Raw genomic sequence first — 18876 nt, 5'->3', positions numbered from 1 at the left:
CTCAGAGCGTCCAGGTGTCGAGAATGAAGGCGTTGTCCTTGCGATGCAGCAGAATGAGGTCCAGCACGTCGAGCGGATTGATCGGCCGGATGCCTTCGATCAGCGAGCCTTCGCCGTGGCCGTACAACGCCTGCAGCGCGAAGCGGCAGGCATACACCTTGCCGCCTTCGGCAATGAACTTCTCGATCTGCTTGTTGAAGTTCTGATGGCCCGGGAAGGCTTCGTCACCCAGCGTGGGAAAGCCGCGCTTGACACCCAGCGTGACGCCCGGACCGTACAGCAGCACCGAGGTGTCGAAGCCCTTGCGCTGCAGCCGCGTCGCCTGCAGCAGATTGACCAGGCCGATCGACCCTTCGAAGGCGACGGTGTGGAAGGTGACCAGGGCCTTCTCGCCCGGTTCGGCCTTCACGTCCTCGAATACCTTCTCTTCGTAATCGACCAGGAACTCGCCTTTCTCGTTGGCGGGGCGGGTGACTTTGGGCATGGCAATCTCCGGAAGTGATCTGTTGTGGGCTGCGCGTCATGGGATGCGCGCCCTGTTCCGATTGCATGCGGTGTGCCATCAGCGCATCCATTGATTGCAGTCTCCATGCGATCAATGGACTGCCATGCGGAGTCAGGGGAGGTGACAGGCCGGGCGGAGCGGACGCCGGGCCCGCGCTGCGGCCGAGAGGGAATCCGGGTGCGCACCGCCATGAGGCACGGCGATGCGATCAATGCACCCGATCAATGACCCGGCGGGTGGATACGGGCGCGGCTTCAGCGGCCGGAGATCGCACCGCGATGGGCACGCCGCCACTCGCGTGCCGATTCGCTCCACCACATGCGGTCGAATACCAGCGATACCGTAGGTAGAAGTCGCGCGAAATAGTGCTGGGCTGCCGATGGGCCGTCCACGTCGACCGGCAGGCCGCCGAGGTGGCCCACATGCAGCGCGCGCAGACGTTCCGCCAGCGTGGGGTGGGTATCCAGAGGATCGGGCTTGGCGCGCAGCAGATGATCCAGCCGGGCCAGCGCTTCGCGACGCACGAAACCGACCTGCACCCCCAGGCCCATCTCGCGGAACGGGCGCATGCGCGGGCGTCGGGCCTCCCGCGCCTGCGCCATCACCTTGTCCCAGTAGTCCTCGTGCAGGAAGCGGTCCTTCATGGCCAGTTCGAGCAAGGCGCCGGCCAGCGCCGCGCCGCCGACGACCCGGGCGGCCACCGCGTCGGCCTCGAACTCGTCCAGCCGTGACAGCTCGACCGAGTCGCGCAGATCGCGCGCCGCCACCGGCGCCAGCAGCGGACGCACAAGAAGCGCCGCCGCGCTGCGTTCGTGCTCGATGCGTTCGGTGCAGCGGAGCCACCAGGCGCGCAGATGGGCGTGCCATGCGGCGCATCCCCGACGCTGCACCGCCAGGTGCGCCAGTTCGTGCGCCAGTACCGCGCACAGTTGCCGGGCGTTCAGCGCGTGGGTCAGCGGAATGCCCAGCAGCAGCGTGGTGCGCATCGGACCCCACAGACCGAAGCGGGGGCGACACACGACCGCGGCATTGGTGTCCGGCGTGATCAGGATGCGATCGATCCGGCGCGCGCCCAGCCGCATGCAGATGCGATCGACCCGGCGGCGGAATCCGGGAATCAGCGCTTCGTCCAGCCAGATGCCGCCATTTTCCGGCGGCGGAACGTGAATCCAGCCGCCGAGGCGGTAGCAGGCGGCAGCCGCCGCCATGAGGAGCGGCAGCGTGTGATCGGTAACAACCGCTGCCATCAGGGCCGACAGCATGACCAGGCAGGTGAAGAAGGCGCCCAGCCACAGCGTTGCCAGCGCCGCAAATCCGCTTCCGGCGCGCAGGGTGAGCCGGCGTCTGAGCTGTCTTTGTCGCGGTGTCGGATGCACGGCGGAGGTCCCGGATGGAGTTGGACCAAAGTTATACGGAGGAGTACCTAAGACCTGCAATCAGCCGAATGCCTGAATGGACGCGGGAAGAATTCCCGCCTATAAGAGCATGCGGAAGGCAGGCGGCGGCGCTCAAGCTTTCGCGCTGCGATGACGTATGAATGGGACGGCCCGGGCCCGGCTGCCGGCCGCAAGTGTTTCAAGTTGCTTGTGCGATGCGGCAGCGGCCGCCGACTGGCATAGCATTGCACTGCACCCGCGCGGCGATCACGCCTTACTCAGACAGGACGACATCATGGCGCTTCCGCTTCTCGCCCCGGACACCCCCTGGCCTGAGCTGCATCTGCTCGAACTGCTCGACCGTGGCAACAGGCTGGCGCGCGAGCGACTGGAGCGTTTCGGCACCGTGTGGCCGTTCGGCATCTATGTCACGCCGTCCGGACATGTGCATCCGCTTGAATCCGAACCGAGGCATTACCCGCTGCCGGATTACCTGCAATATGAAATGCTGCACGACAGGCTGGTCGAGCTGGCCTGGCAGGAAAGGCTGATCGCCTATGTGCTGGCCGCCCGGATCGCCTTGCCACCGGAGATCGACGCCGCGCGCAAGCCGGCCTTGCGCGTGCATTTCGAATCCCCTGAAACGTCCATCTACATGTACACCCCGTTCGATCAGCCGACGCCGCGCGGTCGCGTCGTGAGCCTGTTCGAAACCCGCCGCACGCGCTATGGGGACGCGTTCACGACACGGGCGCTGCCCCTGGTGTTCGACGGACTGACACGAAAAGTGTCAACTTTGTAGACATCGCGTTGAAGTCAGCCTAGAGTGACACTCGACATGTGGACCCATGCCGTCCACATCGCCGTCGAGGAGGTGTGTCATGGCGCTGGCTTTCCCCTTTTCCGCCATCGTGGGTCAGGACGACATGAAGCAGGCCATGTTGCTGGCCGCGGTCGATCCCGACATCGGTGGCGTGCTGGTACTGGGCGACCGGGGCACCGGCAAATCGACCACGGTCCGTGCGCTGGCGGCTCTGTTGCCCATGATGCCGGTGGCCGAGGGCTGCGCCTTCCACTGCGACCCGACCGATGGCGCAGGGCTGTGCGACGCGTGTCGCGGCGGCGCACGCCCGCGCGCGGTCCGTCAGCCGGTGCCGGTGGTCGATCTGCCGCTCGGCGCGACCGAGGACAGAGTGGTCGGTGCGCTCGACCTGCAGCGCGCGCTGTCCAGTGGCGAAAAGGCGTTCGAACCCGGTTTGCTCGCGCGTGCCCATCGCGGTTTCCTGTATGTCGACGAAGTGAACCTGCTGGAAGACCATCTGGTTGACCTGCTGATCGATGTCGCCGCCTCCGGTGAGAACGTGGTCGAGCGGGAAGGTCTGAGCGTGCGGCACCCGGCGCGCTTCGTGCTGGTCGGCAGCGGCAATCCGGAGGAGGGCGATCTGCGGCCGCAGTTGCTCGATCGCTTCGGCCTGGCGGTCAATGTGACCACGCCGACCGATCTGCCGACCCGGGTCGAGGTGGTGAAGCGACGCGACGCGTTCGAGCGCGACCGCGCAGGTTTCTGCGCGCACTGGGCGCGCGCCGACGCGGCCCTGCGTCGCCGCATCGTGTCGGGGCGTCGACGGCTGGCGCGGGTGGTGGTGCCGGATGCGGCGCTGGAACAGGCGGCCAGGCTGTGCATGCAGCTGGGTACCGATGGCCTGCGCGGCGAACTGGCGCTGATACGGGCGGCCCGCGCGCTGGCCGCGCTGGAGGGCGATGTGGCGGTGAGCGATGTTCACCTGCGGCGCATGGCGCCACTCGCGCTGTGCCATCGCATGCGGCGTGATCCGCTGGACGAGACCGGGTCGGGAGTGCGGGTCGCGCGCGTGGTGGACGAGGTGCTGCCCGCATGACCAGCGGCGAACGCGGTGTGCTGGCCATGCTGCCGGCCGCGCTCGCGGCGGTGGATCCGCGCGGGCTGGGCGGGGTGCGGCTGCGTGCCCGCGTCGGTCCGGCGCGTGAACGCTGGCTCGCGCAATGGCGCGCGCTGCTCGCGCCCGACACGCCGGTGCGCAAGGTGCCGCTCGGCGTGCCGGACGCGCGGCTGCTCGGCGGCCTGGACATCGAAGCCACGCTCACCGGTGGGCGCCCGGTCGGCCAGCGCGGTCTGCTGGCCGAAGCCGACGGCGGCTGGCTGCTGCTCGCCATGGCCGAACGCTTGCGGGCGGACAGCGCGGCGCGCGTCGCTGCGGCCCTCGACAGCGGATCCATCGCGCTGCTGCGCGACGGGATCGAGGCGGTGCACGATGCGCGTGTCGCCGTGATCGCGCTGGACGAGGCGGAGGATGACGAAACCGGTACTCCGGCGGTGCTGGCCGAGCGGCTTGCTTTCGACGTGATGCTCGATCCTCTGCGGCAGGCGGATCTGCCCGATTTGCCGTTCTCGGCGCAGGACATCGCCGGCGCGGCACAGCGGCTCGCTACCGTCGCGCTTGATGAGGACAGTCTGATCGATCTGGCCGCGCGCGCGGCGCGGCTGGGCGTGCACAATCCGCGCGCGCTGCTGTTCGCCGCCCGTGCCGCGCGCGCGGCGGCAGCGCTCGACGGGCGCCCGGCCATCGCTGGCGACGACATTGCGCTGGCGGTCAGGCTGGTGCTGCAGACGCGCGCGCGCCTGCAATCGACCGACACCGCGCCGAGGTCCGCCGACGCGGCCACACCCCCGCCCGTGCGTGACAGTGACGATGCGCGGCCGGAGAGCGGAGCGGAAGGCGCTTCGGGTGGCGATGAGGACGGGCAGGCCGTTGAGGCGGTGGGCGCCGCCCTGCCCGAAAATGTTTTCGCTGGCACGCCGCGTGCCCGCCGTTCGCGCATACCGCCGACCGGTCACGGCCGCAGCGGCGAAGCCGCGCCCCTGGGCCCGCGCGGTCGACCGGTCTGCGTGCGGCGCGGTCAGCCGGAGCGCGGCATGCGGCTGAGCGTGATCGATACCTTGCGCGCGGCGGCACCCTGGCAGTCGCTGCGCCAGCCGGCGCAAGGAGGCGCGCGCCTGGTGATCGACAGCGATGACTTCCGCATCCGGCTGCACAAACCGCGACGCCGGACCACCACGATTTTCGTCGTCGATGCATCCGGTTCCACCGCCCTGCAGCGGCTGGGTGAAGCGAAAGGCGCGGTCGAACTGCTGCTCGCCGAGTGCTACGCGCGCCGCGACCGGGTCGCGCTGATCGCGTTCCGCGGCACGGCTGCCGATCTTCTGTTGCCGCCGACCCGCTCCCTCGTGCGTGCGCGGCGCAGCCTGTCGAGCTTGCCGGGCGGTGGCGGTACGCCGCTGGCGCAGGGCATAGAAGCGGGCTGGCTGCTTGCCGATGCAGTGCGCCGGCAGGGCGATTCGGCCACGCTGGTGCTGCTGACCGATGGCCGCGGCAACGTTGCGCGCGATGGCCAGGGGGGGCGGCAGCGCGCCGAGCACGATGCGCTCGAGGCGGCGCGGCGGGTGCGCGCCTCGCTGCTGCACGCGGTACTGATCGATACCTCGCCGCGTCCCTATCCGGCGGCGCGCTGCCTGGCCGAGCGCATGGGCGCGCTGTATGCACCGCTGCCCAGGGCAGATGCGCACGGCATTTCCCGTCTGGTGCGCGAGGCCGGCGAGTACGCCCGCGCCGCATGATTCCGGACGCGCGATCATGACCATTCCTTCCGACTCCGGCGTCCGTCGCTGGGCCGAAGCACCTCATGCCGTGGTGATAGGCAGCGGCTTCGGCGGGCTGGCCGCGGCCATCCGTCTGGGCGCGCGCGGCTACCGGGTCACCGTGCTGGAGCGGCTGGAGGCACCGGGCGGTCGTGCCTCGGTATTCCGTCAGGATGGCTTCACCTTCGACGCCGGCCCCACCATCATCACCGCGCCCTTCCTGTTCGAGGAACTGTGGACGCTGTGCGGCCGACGCATGGCGGACGATGTCACGCTGGTGCCGATGCAGCCCTTCTATCGCATACGCTTCGATGACGGGTCGACCTTCGACTGCAGCGGCGACGCGGATCTGATGCGGCGCGAGGTCGCACGGCTGTCGCCGGCCGATGTACCCGGCTATGAGAAATTCATGCGCGCAAGCGAAGCGATCTGCCGTGTCGGCTTCGAACAGCTCGGCGACCAGCCCTTCGATCGCTGGCAGGACATGGCGCGCGTGCTGCCGGACATGGTGAAGCTGCGCAGCTACCGCAGCCTGTACAGCCTGGTCGCGCGGCATGTGCGCGATCCGCGCCTGCGCTTCGCGCTCAGCTTCCATCCCTTGTTCGTGGGCGGCAATCCTTTCACCATCACCTCGCTGTACGGACTGATCGCGCACCTGGAAAGGCGGTGGGGCGTGCATTTCGCGATGGGCGGCACCGGCCGTCTGGTGACCGGTCTGGTGGATCTCATCCGCGGCCAGGGCAATGTCGTGCAGTGCAATGCCGAGGTCAGCGCCATCACCGTGCGCGATGGTCGGGCAAGTGGCGTGCGTCTGGCCGATGGCCGCACGCTGGAAGCCGACGTCGTGGTGTCGAATGCCGACGCCGCCCATACCTACAGCCGACTGCTGGCCGATCTGCCGCGACAGCGCTGGACCGACCGGCGGCTGGCCGCGGCACGCTATTCGATGAGTCTTTTCGTCTGGTACTTCGGTACCCGGCGTCGCTACGATGCGCTGCCGCATCACATGATCGCGCTAGGCCCGCGTTATCGTGGCCTGCTCAAGGACATTTTCCAGCGCCATGTGCTGGCCGACGATTTCAGCCTCTACCTGCACCGGCCGACCGCAACCGATCCCTCGCTCGCGCCGCCGGGTTGCGACGCCTTCTACGCGCTGTCGCCGGTGCCTCACCTGGATGCCGGCGTGGACTGGGCGGAGCGGGCGGAACCGTACCGACGGGCGGTGGAGCGCCGGCTGCAGGATGTACTGATGCCAGGACTGGCGGACAACATCGTGACGTCGCGCGTCATGACGCCACAGGACTTCAGCGATCGCCTGCTGTCGGTCAAGGGGGCCGCCTTCGGTCTGGAACCGGTGCTCACCCAGAGCGCCTGGTTCCGGCCGCACAACCGCAGCGAGGAACTGGACGGGCTCTACCTGGTTGGTGCCGGCACGCATCCGGGGGCCGGTCTGCCCGGCGTGCTGTCGTCGGCGCGCGTGCTCGATCGCCTGGTGCCGGACGTCCGCCATGTCTGAATTCGCCCGCGACGGTGATCGCGCACACTGCCAGTGGCGCTTGCGTCATGGGTCGCGCTCCTTCCATGCGGCTTCTCTGCTGCTCCCGCGTCCGCTGCGCGAGCCGGCATGCGGGCTGTACGCCTTCTGTCGCGTGGCCGACGACCTGGTCGATGCGCATGAGGCCGACGCAGGCGTGGTGGCGGCCTTGCGCGATCGCGTCGATGCGGCGTGCGCCGGCCGCCCTCATGCGCTGCCGGAGGACCGCATGCTGGCCGACGTGGTGGCGCATCACGGCATCGCGCCGGCACTGCTGCATGCCCTGATCGAGGGCTTCGCGTGGGATGCGCAGGCGCGTCAGTACGACACGCTGTCGGAGCTGTATGACTACTGCGCGCGCGTGGCCGGTACCGTGGGCGCCATGATGGGCACGCTGATGGGGGTGCGCGAACGCGAGCTGGCGGCGCGCGCCTGCGATCTCGGACTGGCCATGCAGCTCACCAATATCGCGCGCGATGTCGGCGAGGACGCGCGCCGCGGCCGGCTCTATCTGCCGCGTGGCTGGATGCGCGTGGCCGGGCTCGATCCGGATGCCTGGCTCGCGCATCCGGTGTTCGACCCCAGGCTGGTACCGGTCATCGACCGCCTGCTGCGCTGCGCCGATCTGCTGTACGCACGCGCGGCGTCCGGCATCGAGCGACTGCCGCCGGCGTGCCGGCCGGCGATGCGCGCCGCCTGCAGCATCTATCGCGACATCGGTCGCGTCGTCATCGCCAATGGCTACGATTCGGTTACCACGCGCGCCGTCGTGTCGCCGTGGCGCAAGGCGCTGCTGCTGGCCGAGGCCTTCCGGCAGGGGAGTGAGCCGGCGGCGGGGCGCTATGTCGTGCTCGACGAGGTGGCCGATCTGGCAGATGCCGTCGTGACCGCGCCACCCAGCCGCATCGCGCCCCTGCTGGAGCGCCTGCCGGTGCGTACGCCCCGGCAGCGCATGGAATGGCTCATCGAACTGTTCGAGCGGCTGGAACGTCAGGACAGGGCGCATCTGCCGCTGCGCTGATCAGCGTGGCGAACAGGGCGGGCTGCTCCTCGTGCGCAAGGTGTCCGCCGCTGTCCAGCAGCCGCACTTCGCCGTGGCGAAGCAGGCGGGCGGCGCGCCGCGAGTTGTCGGGTGGTACGGTGCGGTCCCCGGCGCTGGCGATCAGCGTCACCTGTGCATCGATGCGCGGCAGCCCTTGCAGCAGGGGAGCGACGTCCCAGTGCGCCATCATGCGCAGCACGCCTTCGACATGGGCCGGGTTGCGCACCAGGCGGGTGTACAGATCGAGGCCGCGCGCGTCCAGCATCGAACCGGTGCTGGCGACCAGACGCTCGACCGCGCCGGGCCGCCGCGCGCGGTACGCGAACACGCGGGCGGTCAGCGATGTCTGAGCCAGCAGGCGCGCGGCCAGCGGGAACAGCAGGCCGGGCAGACCGGGCAGCGGCATCACGGCGCCGTTGATGCCGACAAGGTGTGCGGCGCGCAGAGCGCCATCGAACTGCATCTGCAGCATCAGCGCTGCGCCGGCGGAATGGCCGACCGCCTGTGCGGGTGTCAGGCCGAGTACGCGCAGCAGCTCGCCGAGCGCATGGGCGATGCCGACCAGCCCCTGGCGCGATCCGGCAAGCGCAGTGCTGAACGCGTGGCCGGGCAGGTCGGGTGCGATGAGCCGGAATCGCGGCGTGAGCCGCGGCAGCAGATCGCGCCAGGTGTGGGTGGACGCGCCTGCACCGTGCAACAGCAGGAGCGGCGGGCCGTCGCCGGCGATCTGCACATGCCAGCGTACGCCGCCCGCGTCGACGAAGCGGCTGTGCTCGCGATGCGGCCAGTCGGTGCCGTCGCGCAGCCAGTCGAGGCGGGCGTTCATGGTGTTTCCGCCATCTGCGTACGCAAGGTGTCCTGAATCGGAGGTGTCATGAGTCCCACGGTCATGGTAATCATCGAAGCGGGTCTGATCTTCGGCGGCGCACTGGTGTTCGCCATCTATCAGCTGATATCGGTAAGGCGGCTGCAGCGTCGTCACGACCGGCCGCCGGACAAGTCCGGGGATTCATGATCGCACGCCGGCGAGGAAGTCATGTTCAGCCATGCCAGTGTGCTCGCCGCGGCATGCGGAAGGGCAACAGCATCTGCACCCAGCCGCTGCTGAAGCGGGTCAGATCCAGGCTCTCGTGCACGCCGCGCACCGGTTCGCCGAGCAGTTGCGTGTGCAGCAGCGATCGCGCGTAGAACGGCGTGTCCTCGAGCGTGCGCACCTGTGGCGGCGCGCCGCGCTCACAGCGGGTGCTGCGCGCGATGCCCCAGCGCGTGCCCGGCAGTGTGCATTCCGGGGGCGCGTCGAAGCGGCGCTGCGCGCCATCCGCGTCGAAGTGCAGTGCGAGCGCGGTGCGCGCGCCATCGCGACCGCTCACGTCATACAGCACCGCGGTGTCGCCGCCGCGCAAAGTACAGCGCGACCAGTGCCAGTGGCTGAAGCTGTGCTCAAGCGGCAGATCGCCGCTGTTGCTGTCGCAGTAGGCGTCGCCCAGCCAGTGCATGGCCGGCACATCCAGGCGCACTTCGATGCGTGCGCACGGAGCGATGGGTTGCCAGCGATGGTGGCCGTCGCTGTCCAGCGCAAAGCTGTCGGCGCGCAGCGTCGGTGCGAACAGCCGCACCTGCCCGCATACGCGGCGCGGCAGTGGTGCGCCGATCTCGTCCAGATCGATCACCAGTGCGTCCCCTTCCCAGTGCAGATGGCTGGGGCCGATGCGCAGATGCTGCGCGTCCCGCTGCAGCGCCTGCGGTCCGCGTTCGGTCATGGTCCAGCGCCGGTTGTCGCCGTAGAGCGCGACGTTTACCGCGCAGTGCGCATGCGGATCCGCCGTTGGCTCGCGCCGTCGCGCCCGCGCGTAGTAGGGCGAGAACACGCTGCCGATGAAGGCGATGATGACCAGTCCGTAGCGGCCATCGTCGCTGTTGGCGTCGATATACCACCAGCGATAGCCGCCAGCGGGCACTTCGGTGTCAAACCGTCGCGCGCTCATGTCTTTCTCCCGATGTCGTCCAGCAGGCATGCCGCGGCAAGCTGTCCGGACAGCGCCGCCATGGGCAGCCCGGGGCCCGGGTGCACGCTGCCGCCGGCCAGATAAAGTCCGGGCACGCGGCTGCGCGCTCCGGGCCGCCGGAAGGCCGCCCGCCAGCCATGCGATGCGGCGCCGTACAGCGCACCGGCTGACGCCGGGAACAGTCGGTCGAAATCGCGGGGCGTGGTGACCTGGCAGCGGGCGGGGTCGAGGTCGATCCGCAGCCCGCAGCGCGCGAGCAGTGCGCGCGCGGCCCGCGCACAACGGTGCACCGCGGCATCGTCCGCACTGGCTCGCCCGGCGTCGGCCGGCGCATTTACCAGGCAGAACAGCCGTTCGCCGTGCTCACCGTCTCCATCCGGTCTGTCCTGGGCGCAGATATAGACCGTGGGCCGGCGCGGCAGCCGGTGGTGCTGCATGAGGTCGTTGAATTCCGCTGCGTAGTCCGACGAGAAAAACACGTTGTGACGATGCAGAGGAAAGCCGTGCGTCTCCGCCACCAGATTGCAGGTGAGGGCGGACAGCGAGCGCGCGGGCGGCGGGCCGTCCGCGGGTGCGGCGCGGCGCACCGCGTCGCCGAAACAGCCGGCAGCGAGTGCCGATACGTCGCCATTGAGCACTACGGCGTCGCACGGCAGCGTTTCGCCGCCGGCCAGCTCGATCCCGGTCACCCGGCCCGCCCGCAGTGCGATGCGCTCGACATGACTGCCGTAGCGCAGCGTCACACCGCGCTGCGCACACAGTGTGGCGAGTGCCCGTGCAAGCGCGTGCAGACCGCCGTCCACGGTCCATACGCCACGCTGTTCGACATGCGCGACCAGCATGAGCGTGGCGGGCGCCTCGAAAGGTGAGGATCCGCAATAGGTGGCGTAGCGGCCGAACAACTGACGCAGCCGGTGATCGCGGAAATAGCCGCACAGCGATGACCACAGCGTGGAGAACGGGCGGATGCCCAGTATCGATACCCCGGCGCGCAGGCTCAGCGTCAGCGGATCGGGGCGTTGCGCGCGCATGAAGCTGGCGTCCAGCGTACGGTGTATGCGTGCCGCGTCGCGCGTGAATGCGATGAAGCCGCGGGCTTCGGCCGCGCCGGCAAAGCGGCCGATGGCATCCGCGGAACGGCCGGCGTCGGCGTGCAGGTCGAGCACGCCGCCGTCCGCCCACGCATGGCGCGCCAGCACGTCGAGCGGCCGCAGCATCACATGCTGCGCGAGCGTGCTGCCGGCACGCGCAAAGACCTCGTCGAACACCTCGCGCAGCGTAAGTACGGTCGGACCGGCATCCAGTCGCCGGCCGTCGATTTCCAGTTCGCGCAGCTTGCCGCCCGGCGTATCCGCGCGCTCCAGCAGCGTGACCTGCAGGCCGCGGCAGGCCAGTTCCAGGGCGGCCACCAGGCCGGCCATGCCGGCGCCGATCACTGCGATGCGTTGACTGTTCATGTCAGGCGGGATTGACGATGACGGTTTGAGTGTCTAGAGTAAATGACATGTCGCGTTGGTAATCAATGTTGACGTGCGACACATCACCGGGGGAGGGCGTCATGGATGGCATCGAACGCATCGAAACAGCGTTGAGTACGGCGATAGAACAGTCACTGATCAGCGCGCTGTCGCATGTCGACGGTCCGGGCTGCCCGCCGCTGCTGGCAGGCGCCATACGCCACGCCGTGTTCCCGGGCGGCGCCCGCGTGCGCCCCCGGCTCTGCCTGGCGGTGGCCTGCGCCTGCGGCGAGGACGACACCTCGATCGCGGATCACGCGGCGGCCGCGATCGAACTGCTGCACTGCGCATCGCTGGTGCATGACGATCTGCCGTGCTTCGACGATTCGCCGCTGCGTCGCGGCCGGCCTTCGGTGCACAGCGCTTTCGGCGAGCGCATCGCGGTGCTGACCGGTGACGCACTCATCGTGCTGGCCTTCCAGACGCTGGCGCGCGGCGCGGCTCATGCGCCCTATCGACTGCTGCCGCTGCTGTCGGTGATCGGCCGCGGCGTGGGCGTACCGTCGGGCATCGTCGCCGGGCAGGCGCTGGAATGCGAGAGCGAAGTCGATCTGCGCGCCTATCAGCAGAGCAAGACCGGCGCCCTGTTCGCGGCGGCGACCATGGCGGGGGCGGCGGCCGCGGGGGCCGACCCCGGACCGTGGCGCGCGCTCGGTGACTGCATGGGCGAAGCGTTCCAGGTCGCCGATGACGTGCTCGATGCGGCGTCCAGCGAAGAACGCATCGGCAAGCCGGTCGGCCGCGATGCGGCGCTCGGGCGGCCCAGCGCGGTACGCGAAATGGGCCTGAGGGGGGCCATCCGCCATCTGCAGCAACTGGTGCAGAACGCCATCGACGCAGTGCCCGCCTGCTCGGGTGCCGAAGGTCTGCGCGCCGTGCTGGCGGTCGAGGCGCGCCGGCTGCTGCCGCAGGACATCGTCGCCTGTGCCGCCTGATCCAGCCATGTCTACCGCAGCCGGCGACCGCCTGGGCATGGGCGACGGACCGCCGCCGCATGCCTGGTCGCAGCCACCCCGGCGCGACGGCGTCGCCGACCGGCTGCGCGATGCGCTGGCGAAGCTGCTGCTCAGCGCGCGCATGCAGCGGGTGCTGACCACCTTGCCGCTCACCCGCGGCAAGGCCCGTCGCGAGGCGGCGGCGCTGTTCGATCTGTGCGCGGGATTCATCTATTCGCAGATATTGCTGGCCTGCATACGGCTGGACGTGTTCGCGCTGCTGGCCGAGCGCTCGCGTACCGCCGCGGAGGTGGCGGCCCTGACCGGGCTTGGCCAGGAGGCCGTGACGCGCCTGTTCGATGCCGCCGTCGCACTGCGCCTGCTGTCGCGCCGCAGCGGCGGGCGCTATGGCCTGTCCCTGCGCGGGGCGGCGCTGCACGCGCAGCCCGGGCTGGCTGCGATGATCGAGCACCACGGACGCGTCTATCGCGATTTCGAGGACCCGCTGGCACTGCTGCGCGGCGCGGGTGCCGATAGCAAGCTTGCCGGCTACTGGGCCTATGCGTCAGATGCCGACCCGACGCGTCTGGGTGACGACGCGGTGGCGGCCTACACCGCGCTGATGGCGGCTTCTCAGCCTCTGGTGTCCAGCCAGGTGCTGGATGTCTACCCGGTCGCCATGCATCGCTGCCTGCTCGACGTCGGCGGTGGCGACGGCAGCTTCCTGACTGCGGCGGCGGCACGCGCGCCGCGCCTGCAACTGCAACTGTTCGACCTGCCGCCGGTGGTTGCGCGCGCACGCGACCGGCTGGCCGCGTCCGGCCTGGCTCACCGCGCCAGCGTCCATGCAGGGTCCTTCTTCAGCGATGCGCTGCCGCAGGGCGCCGATCTGGTCAGTCTGGTACGCGTGCTGCACGACCATGACGATGCCGAGGTGATGCAGTTGCTGCGCGCGGTGCGCGACTGCCTGCCTGCCGACGGCACCCTGCTGATCGCCGAGCCGCTGGCCGGCGTCAGTGGCTCGGAAGCGGTCGCCGATGCCTACTTCGGCTTCTACCTGATGGCCATGGGTCGTGGCCGTCCCCGCACCGAAGAACAACTGGCCGCGATGCTGCGCGCGGCCGGCTATTGCCAGATCGGCCGCCTGCCCACCCGCATCCCGATGCAGACCTCGGTACTGGTGGCGCGTCCCTGTGGGCAAACAGGCGGAGTGTAATTTTTAGTTGACATATTGAACGGTCAACATAGAATGACGTATCGGTGTCTTGACGCAGTGACCACGACGGAGTGGACCATGGACGGCTTGGCGGTGGTGTTGCAGCAACCCCAGCAGATCGCGCTGCGGCGACTCGAACTCGATCCCATGGGACCGGGCGACCTGCAGGTGGAGGTCGACTGGAGCGGCATCAGTACCGGCACCGAGAAACTCTTGTGGTCCGGCCGCATGCCGCCGTTTCCCGGCATGGGCTATCCGCTGGTCCCCGGCTATGAGGCCGTCGGTCGCGTCACGGCGGCGGGAGAGGGCGCAGCGCATCGCATCGGCGAGCGCGTGTTCGTGCCCGGGGCGCGCTGCTTCGGCGAGGTGCGCGGATTGTTCGGCGGCTCGGCGTCCGCACTCGTGGTGCCGGAAGAACGCGCGCTGCACATTCCCGAATCCATGGCCGAGCGCGGCGTGCTGCTGGCACTCGCCGCGACCGCCTGGCATGCCATCGACGATGCGCCGCGCCTGCCGGAACTGATCATCGGCCACGGCGTGCTCGGCCGCCTTCTCGCCCGACTGACCGTGATCGCCGGCGGCGAGCCGGTGGTGTGGGAGCGCAATCCGATGCGCGCCGGTGGCGGCAGCGGCTACATGGTGATGCCACCCGAACTCGATACCCGTCGTGACTATGCCTGCATCGTCGATGCAAGCGGCGATCCGGGCATGCTGGACGTGCTGATCGCCCGCCTGGCGCCGCGCGGCGACATTGTGCTCGCCGGCTTCTACGACGAGCCGCTGTCCTTTGCCTTTCCACCCGCTTTCATGCGCGAGGCGCGGCTGCGCGTCGCCGCGCAGTGGCAGCCGCAGGACCTGTTGCATGTACGCAATCTCGCCGCCACCGGCCGCCTGTCGCTGGACGACCTGATCACCCACCAGTGCGACGCCCAGTCCGCGGATGAGGCCTACCCGGTGGCATTCGCCGATCCATCCTGCCTGAAGATGATTCTCGACTGGAGAAAGATGTCATGAGCCAAGCGTGCGGCACGTCACCGGTGCACCCGGTCCGGTTCGACCGTCTAGAGGCCCTGCGGGCGGAAGCGGCCATCGAACCCGATGCGGTACCCACCGGCGAGGCGGGGAAGCGGACACAGATCATCGCGATCTACGGCAAGGGCGGCATAGGCAAGAGCTTCACGCTCGCCAATCTGAGCTACATGATGGCGCAGCAGGGCAAGAAGGTGCTGCTGATAGGCTGCGACCCGAAGAGCGACACCACCAGCCTGCTGTTCGGCGGCAAGGCCTGTCCCACCATCATCGAGACGAGCTCGCGCAAGAAGCTGGCTGGCGAAGAGGTCAGCATCGGCGATGTCTGCTTCAAGCGCGACGGCGTGTTCGCGATGGAGCTGGGTGGTCCCGAGGTGGGGCGGGGCTGCGGCGGCCGCGGCATCATCCACGGCTTCGAGACGCTGGAGAAGCTCGGTTTCCATGATTGGGGCTTCGACTACGTGCTGCTCGACTTTCTTGGCGACGTGGTGTGCGGCGGTTTCGGTCTGCCGATCGCACGCGACATGTGCCAGAAGGTGATCGTGGTCGGCAGCAATGACCTGCAATCGCTGTATGTGGCGAACAATGTGTGCAGCGCGGTCGAGTATTTCCGCAGGCTCGGCGGCAACGTCGGCGTGGCCGGTCTGGTGATCAACAAGGACGACGGCACCGGCGAGGCGCAGGCCTTCGCGCAGTCGGTCGGCATCCCGGTGCTCGCTTCCATTCCGGCGCACGATGACATCCGCCGCAAGAGCGCCAGTTACGAAATCATCGGTCGTCCCGGCGGACAGTGGGGCGGCCTGTTCGAGGCGCTCGCACTGAATGTCGCTGAGTCGCAGCCGGTGCGTCCGGCGCCGCTGTCCCAGGACGGGCTGCTCGGATTGTTCTCGGCCGACGTGACTGGACGCGACTACGTCATGACGCCAGCGACGGCGGCCGACATGCTGGGCCGCGACGTGATCGCCAGGCCCTCGCTCGAAGTCGTGTACGACACGGTGTGAGGCGGCGGTCATGACACTTTCCGGCACCGCTGATACACACATCATCAACACCGCCGCATTGAAGGGCGACGGTCACGGCTGTCACGCGGGACGCGAACAGATGGAGGCCGCCGCGCGCGCCGCCGGCAAGAGCGCGGCGCTGGATGGCTACGCGGCCGACTACCCGAAGGGGCCGCACGACCAGCCGCAGAGCATGTGTCCTGCCTTCGGCTCGCTGCGTGTGGGACTGCGCATGCGTCGCACCGCCACCGTGCTGTCCGGCTCCGCCTGCTGCGTCTATGGGCTCACCTTCACGTCTCATTTCTACGGTGCACGACGCAGCGTCGGCTACGTGCCGTTCAACAGCGAAACCCTGGTCACCGGCAAGCTGTTCGAGGATATCCGTGAAGCGGTCTACAAGTTGGCCGATCCGGCGCAGTACGACGCGGTGGTCATCATCAACCTGTGCGTGCCGACGGCCAGCGGCGTGCCGCTGCAACTGCTGCCGAAGGAGATCGACGGGGTACGCATCATCGGCATAGACGTGCCCGGCTTCGGGGTGCCGACGCATGCCGAGGCCAAGGACGTGCTGGCCGGCGCGATGCTGCGCTACGCGCGGCACGAGGCGGAGCAGGGGCCGGTGCAGGCGCCGCGCAACGGTGTGGCGGACCGCCCCACCGTCGCGCTGGTGGGCGAAATGTTCCCGGTCGATCCGGTCACGATAGGTGCGCTGCTCGAACCGATGGGACTGGCGGCCGGACCGGTGGTGCCGACGCGCGAATGGCGCGAGCTGTATGCGGCGCTGGACTGTGCCGTCGCCGGCGCCATTCATCCTTTCTACACCGCCAGCTTCCGCGAGTTCGAGGCGGCGGGACGGCCGGTGGTCGGCTCGGCGCCCATAGGGCATGACGGCACCGATGCCTGGCTGCAGGCCATAGGTCGCGCCGCCAATATCGGCCAGGAGCGGATCGACGCGGCGCGCAACCGCTTCCTGCCCGCGATACGCGGCGCGCTGGCGGCCAATCCGGTCAGGGGGCGCATCACGCTGTCCGGCTATGAGGGCTCGGAGCTGCTGGTGGCGCGCCTGCTGGTGGAATGCGGCGCCGATCTGCGCTATGTCGGCACCGCCTGCCCGCAGACCCCGCACAGCGCCGCGGACCTCGAGTGGCTGAGCGCGCACGGTGTGCATGTGCAGTACCGCGCCTCGCTGGAACAGGATATTGCCGCTTTCCGTGAGTTCAAGCCGGATCTGGCCATCGGCACTACGCCGGTGGTGCAGGCGGCGAAGGAGGCGCGCACGCCGGCGCTGTACTTCACCAACCTCATTTCCGCACGTCCGTTGATGGGACCGGCCGGCGCAGCGTCGCTCGCCGCGGTGATCAATGGCGCGATCGGCAACCGGCATCGCTTCGACGCGATGAATGATTTCTTCGCCGGGGTGGGCAGCGGACATGCCGCCGGCGTGTGGCAGGACGTGCCGCGCGACCGCCCGGAATACCGCGCCGCCTATCGCGCCAAGCTCGCGCGCATGGCGAAGCAGCGCAATGTCGAGGAGGCGGTATGACGCTGCATCCGAATGCCATGTCGCCGCGCGCCGGGAGTGCATCATGCTGATACTCGACCACGATCGTGCAGGTGGCTACTGGGGCGCGGTGTATGCCTTCACCGCGATCAAGGGCCTGCAGGTGGTGATCGACGGTCCGGTCGGTTGCGAGAACCTGCCGGTCACTTCGGTGCTGCATTACACCGATGGCCTGCCGCCGCACGAACTGCCCATCGTGGTCACCGGGCTGGCCGAGGAACAGCTTGGCCGCGAAGGGACCGAAGCCAGCATGCGACGCGCCCACACCGTGCTGGATCCGGATCTGCCGGCGGTGGTGGTGACCGGATCCATCGCCGAAATGATAGGCGGCGGCGTGACGCCGGAAGGCAGCAATATCCAGCGCTTCCTGCCGCGCACGATAGACGAGGACCAGTGGCAGAGCGCGAACCGCGCGATCAACTGGCTGTGGACGCAATACGGCGCGAAGCGCATTCCGCCGCGCCCGCCGCGCGCCGCCGGCTGCCGGCCACGGGTGAACATCATCGGGCCGATCTACGGCACCTTCAACATGCCCAGCGATCTGGCGGAGATCCGCCGCCTGGTCGAAGGGGTCGGGTGCGACGTGAACATGGTGTTCCCGCTCGGCAGTCATCTTGCCGATGTGCCGAAGCTGGTCGATGCCGATGTCAACGTCTGCATGTATCGCGAATTCGGCGAACTGCTGTGCGAGTCGCTGGAGCGTCCGTGGCTGCGGGCGCCGATCGGCCTGCACTCGACCACGCGCTTCCTGCGCACGCTGGGGGAGCTGACCGGGCTCGACCCCGAGCCCTTCATCGAGCGCGAGAAGCACACCACGATCAAGCCGCTGTGGGATCTGTGGCGCTCGGTCACGCAGGACTTCTTCGGTACCGCCAGTTTCGCCGTGGTTGCGGGCGATACCTATGCGCGCGGCGTGCGCCGCTTCCTGGAGGAGGACATGGGACTGCCCTGCGCCTTCGCCGTGTCGCGCACGGCAGGAACCAAGACCGACAACGACGCGGTGCGCGCGCTGGTGCGCCGGCATGCGCCGCTGGTCATGTTCGGCAGCTACAACGAGCGCATGTACATGGCCGAGTGCGGCGGGCGCGGAAGCTACATACCGGCGTCCTTTCCTGGCGCCCTCATCCGCCGCCATACCGGCACGCCGTTCATGGGCTATGCCGGCGCCACCTATCTGGTGCAGGAGGTGTGCAACGCGCTGTTCGATGCGCTGTTCCACATCCTGCCGCTGGCGACCGAACTGGACCGGGTCGAGGCCACGCCGGCGCGCGGCTCGGACGATGCGCGTCCGTGGGACGAGGCCGCTCGCCGGCTGCTCGACCTGCACCTCGAACAACAGCCTTTCCTGGTGCGCATCTCCGCCGCGAAAAGACTGCGCGATCGCGTCGAGCGCGATGCCCGCGCCGCCGACGAGGCGCGCGTGACCGAGGCGCGCTTGCGCCAAGTACTGGAAACGACATGAGGCCGCCGTACGCGCC

The 18876-nt window shown here is 69.0% G+C and carries 17 protein-coding genes; 12 read left to right on the top strand and 5 right to left on the bottom strand.

Features of this window, described 5'->3' with window-relative positions; all coding sequences use genetic code 11:
• Position 1: 1 nt before the first annotated feature.
• Positions 2-484, bottom strand: coding sequence for an MSMEG_0572/Sll0783 family nitrogen starvation response protein (locus tag A3Q7_RS0111175; protein ID WP_018411967.1), 483 nt, complete (start codon positions 482-484; stop codon positions 2-4).
• A 275-nt stretch (positions 485-759) separates the two neighbouring features.
• Positions 760-1881 (bottom strand): M48 family metallopeptidase, encoded by a 1122-nt coding sequence (locus tag A3Q7_RS0111170; protein WP_018411966.1) that lies wholly within the window; start codon positions 1879-1881, stop codon positions 760-762.
• 295 nt (positions 1882-2176) lie between these two features.
• On the opposite strand from A3Q7_RS0111170, the gene A3Q7_RS0111165 reads away from it, so the two are divergent.
• The 5 genes from A3Q7_RS0111165 to A3Q7_RS0111145 all read left to right on the top strand — a co-directional run bounded on the left by A3Q7_RS0111165 (position 2177) and on the right by A3Q7_RS0111145 (position 8112).
• Positions 2177-2683, top strand: coding sequence for a hypothetical protein (locus tag A3Q7_RS0111165; protein ID WP_026224726.1), 507 nt, complete (start codon positions 2177-2179; stop codon positions 2681-2683).
• Between the two features lie 79 nt (positions 2684-2762).
• Positions 2763-3779 (top strand): magnesium chelatase ATPase subunit I, encoded by a 1017-nt coding sequence (bchI, locus tag A3Q7_RS0111160; RefSeq protein WP_018411964.1) that lies wholly within the window; start codon positions 2763-2765, stop codon positions 3777-3779.
• Entirely contained in the window at positions 3776-5536 is a 1761-nt protein-coding gene (locus A3Q7_RS0111155; protein ID WP_018411963.1) for a magnesium chelatase subunit D, read from the top strand. Before bchI ends, A3Q7_RS0111155 begins: the two co-directional genes overlap by 4 nt.
• A 16-nt stretch (positions 5537-5552) precedes the next feature.
• A complete protein-coding gene (locus tag A3Q7_RS0111150; RefSeq protein WP_018411962.1) occupies positions 5553-7073 on the top strand; it encodes a phytoene desaturase in 1521 nt (506 codons plus the stop codon).
• Complete coding sequence (locus tag A3Q7_RS0111145; protein ID WP_018411961.1) at positions 7066-8112, top strand: phytoene/squalene synthase family protein; 1047 nt, start codon at positions 7066-7068, stop codon at positions 8110-8112. Before A3Q7_RS0111150 ends, A3Q7_RS0111145 begins: the two co-directional genes overlap by 8 nt.
• Here A3Q7_RS0111145 and bchO read toward each other — a convergent pair.
• Positions 8054-8959 carry an alpha/beta fold hydrolase BchO gene (gene bchO / locus A3Q7_RS19795; protein WP_018411960.1) on the bottom strand — a complete coding sequence of 302 codons (906 nt, stop codon included), beginning with the start codon at positions 8957-8959 and terminating at the stop codon, positions 8054-8056. The two genes, A3Q7_RS0111145 and bchO, sit on opposite strands and share 59 nt — an antisense overlap.
• Positions 8960-9007: 48 nt before the next feature.
• Here bchO and A3Q7_RS20940 point away from each other — a divergent pair, with 48 nt between their 5' ends.
• Positions 9008-9148: a hypothetical protein gene (locus A3Q7_RS20940; protein ID WP_018411959.1), complete on the top strand. Its 141-nt coding sequence runs from the start codon at positions 9008-9010 to the stop codon at positions 9146-9148.
• A gap of 25 nt (positions 9149-9173) precedes the next feature.
• On the opposite strand, the gene A3Q7_RS0111130 is transcribed toward A3Q7_RS20940, so the two are convergent.
• Positions 9174-10118: a carotenoid 1,2-hydratase gene (locus A3Q7_RS0111130; protein ID WP_018411958.1), complete on the bottom strand. Its 945-nt coding sequence runs from the start codon at positions 10116-10118 to the stop codon at positions 9174-9176.
• Positions 10115-11596 carry a 1-hydroxycarotenoid 3,4-desaturase CrtD gene (gene crtD, locus A3Q7_RS0111125; protein WP_018411957.1) on the bottom strand — a complete coding sequence of 494 codons (1482 nt, stop codon included), beginning with the start codon at positions 11594-11596 and terminating at the stop codon, positions 10115-10117. Before crtD ends, A3Q7_RS0111130 begins: the two co-directional genes overlap by 4 nt.
• A 101-nt stretch (positions 11597-11697) precedes the next feature.
• Between crtD and A3Q7_RS0111120 the strand changes: the two genes are divergently transcribed.
• The 6 genes from A3Q7_RS0111120 to bchZ all read left to right on the top strand — a co-directional run bounded on the left by A3Q7_RS0111120 (position 11698) and on the right by bchZ (position 18860).
• Entirely contained in the window at positions 11698-12591 is an 894-nt protein-coding gene (locus A3Q7_RS0111120; RefSeq protein ID WP_018411956.1) for a polyprenyl synthetase family protein, read from the top strand.
• A 7-nt stretch (positions 12592-12598) separates the two neighbouring features.
• Positions 12599-13807 carry a methyltransferase gene (locus tag A3Q7_RS0111115; protein ID WP_018411955.1) on the top strand — a complete coding sequence of 403 codons (1209 nt, stop codon included), beginning with the start codon at positions 12599-12601 and terminating at the stop codon, positions 13805-13807.
• Positions 13808-13885: 78 nt separating this feature from the next.
• Positions 13886-14821, top strand: coding sequence for a chlorophyll synthesis pathway protein BchC (bchC, locus tag A3Q7_RS0111110; RefSeq protein WP_018411954.1), 936 nt, complete (start codon positions 13886-13888; stop codon positions 14819-14821).
• The gene (locus A3Q7_RS0111105; protein WP_018411953.1) at positions 14818-15837 is read left to right on the top strand and encodes a chlorophyllide a reductase iron protein subunit X; all 1020 of its coding nucleotides are present in this window, start codon (positions 14818-14820) and stop codon (positions 15835-15837) included. Before bchC ends, A3Q7_RS0111105 begins: the two co-directional genes overlap by 4 nt.
• Positions 15838-15847: 10 nt before the next feature.
• Positions 15848-17380, top strand: a complete 1533-nt coding sequence (gene bchY / locus A3Q7_RS0111100) for a chlorophyllide a reductase subunit Y (protein WP_018411952.1) — start codon at positions 15848-15850, stop codon at positions 17378-17380.
• Between the two features lie 43 nt (positions 17381-17423).
• A complete protein-coding gene (gene bchZ / locus A3Q7_RS0111095; RefSeq protein WP_018411951.1) occupies positions 17424-18860 on the top strand; it encodes a chlorophyllide a reductase subunit Z in 1437 nt (478 codons plus the stop codon).
• Positions 18861-18876: the final 16 nt, after the last annotated feature.

The sequence above is a fragment of the Methyloversatilis thermotolerans genome, assembly GCF_000372885.1.
GTDB classification, from domain to species: Bacteria; Pseudomonadota; Gammaproteobacteria; order Burkholderiales; family Rhodocyclaceae; genus Methyloversatilis; species Methyloversatilis thermotolerans.
The sequence above is the reverse complement of the archived record's forward strand: the minus strand, read 5'-3'. Positions and strand labels throughout refer to the sequence as shown.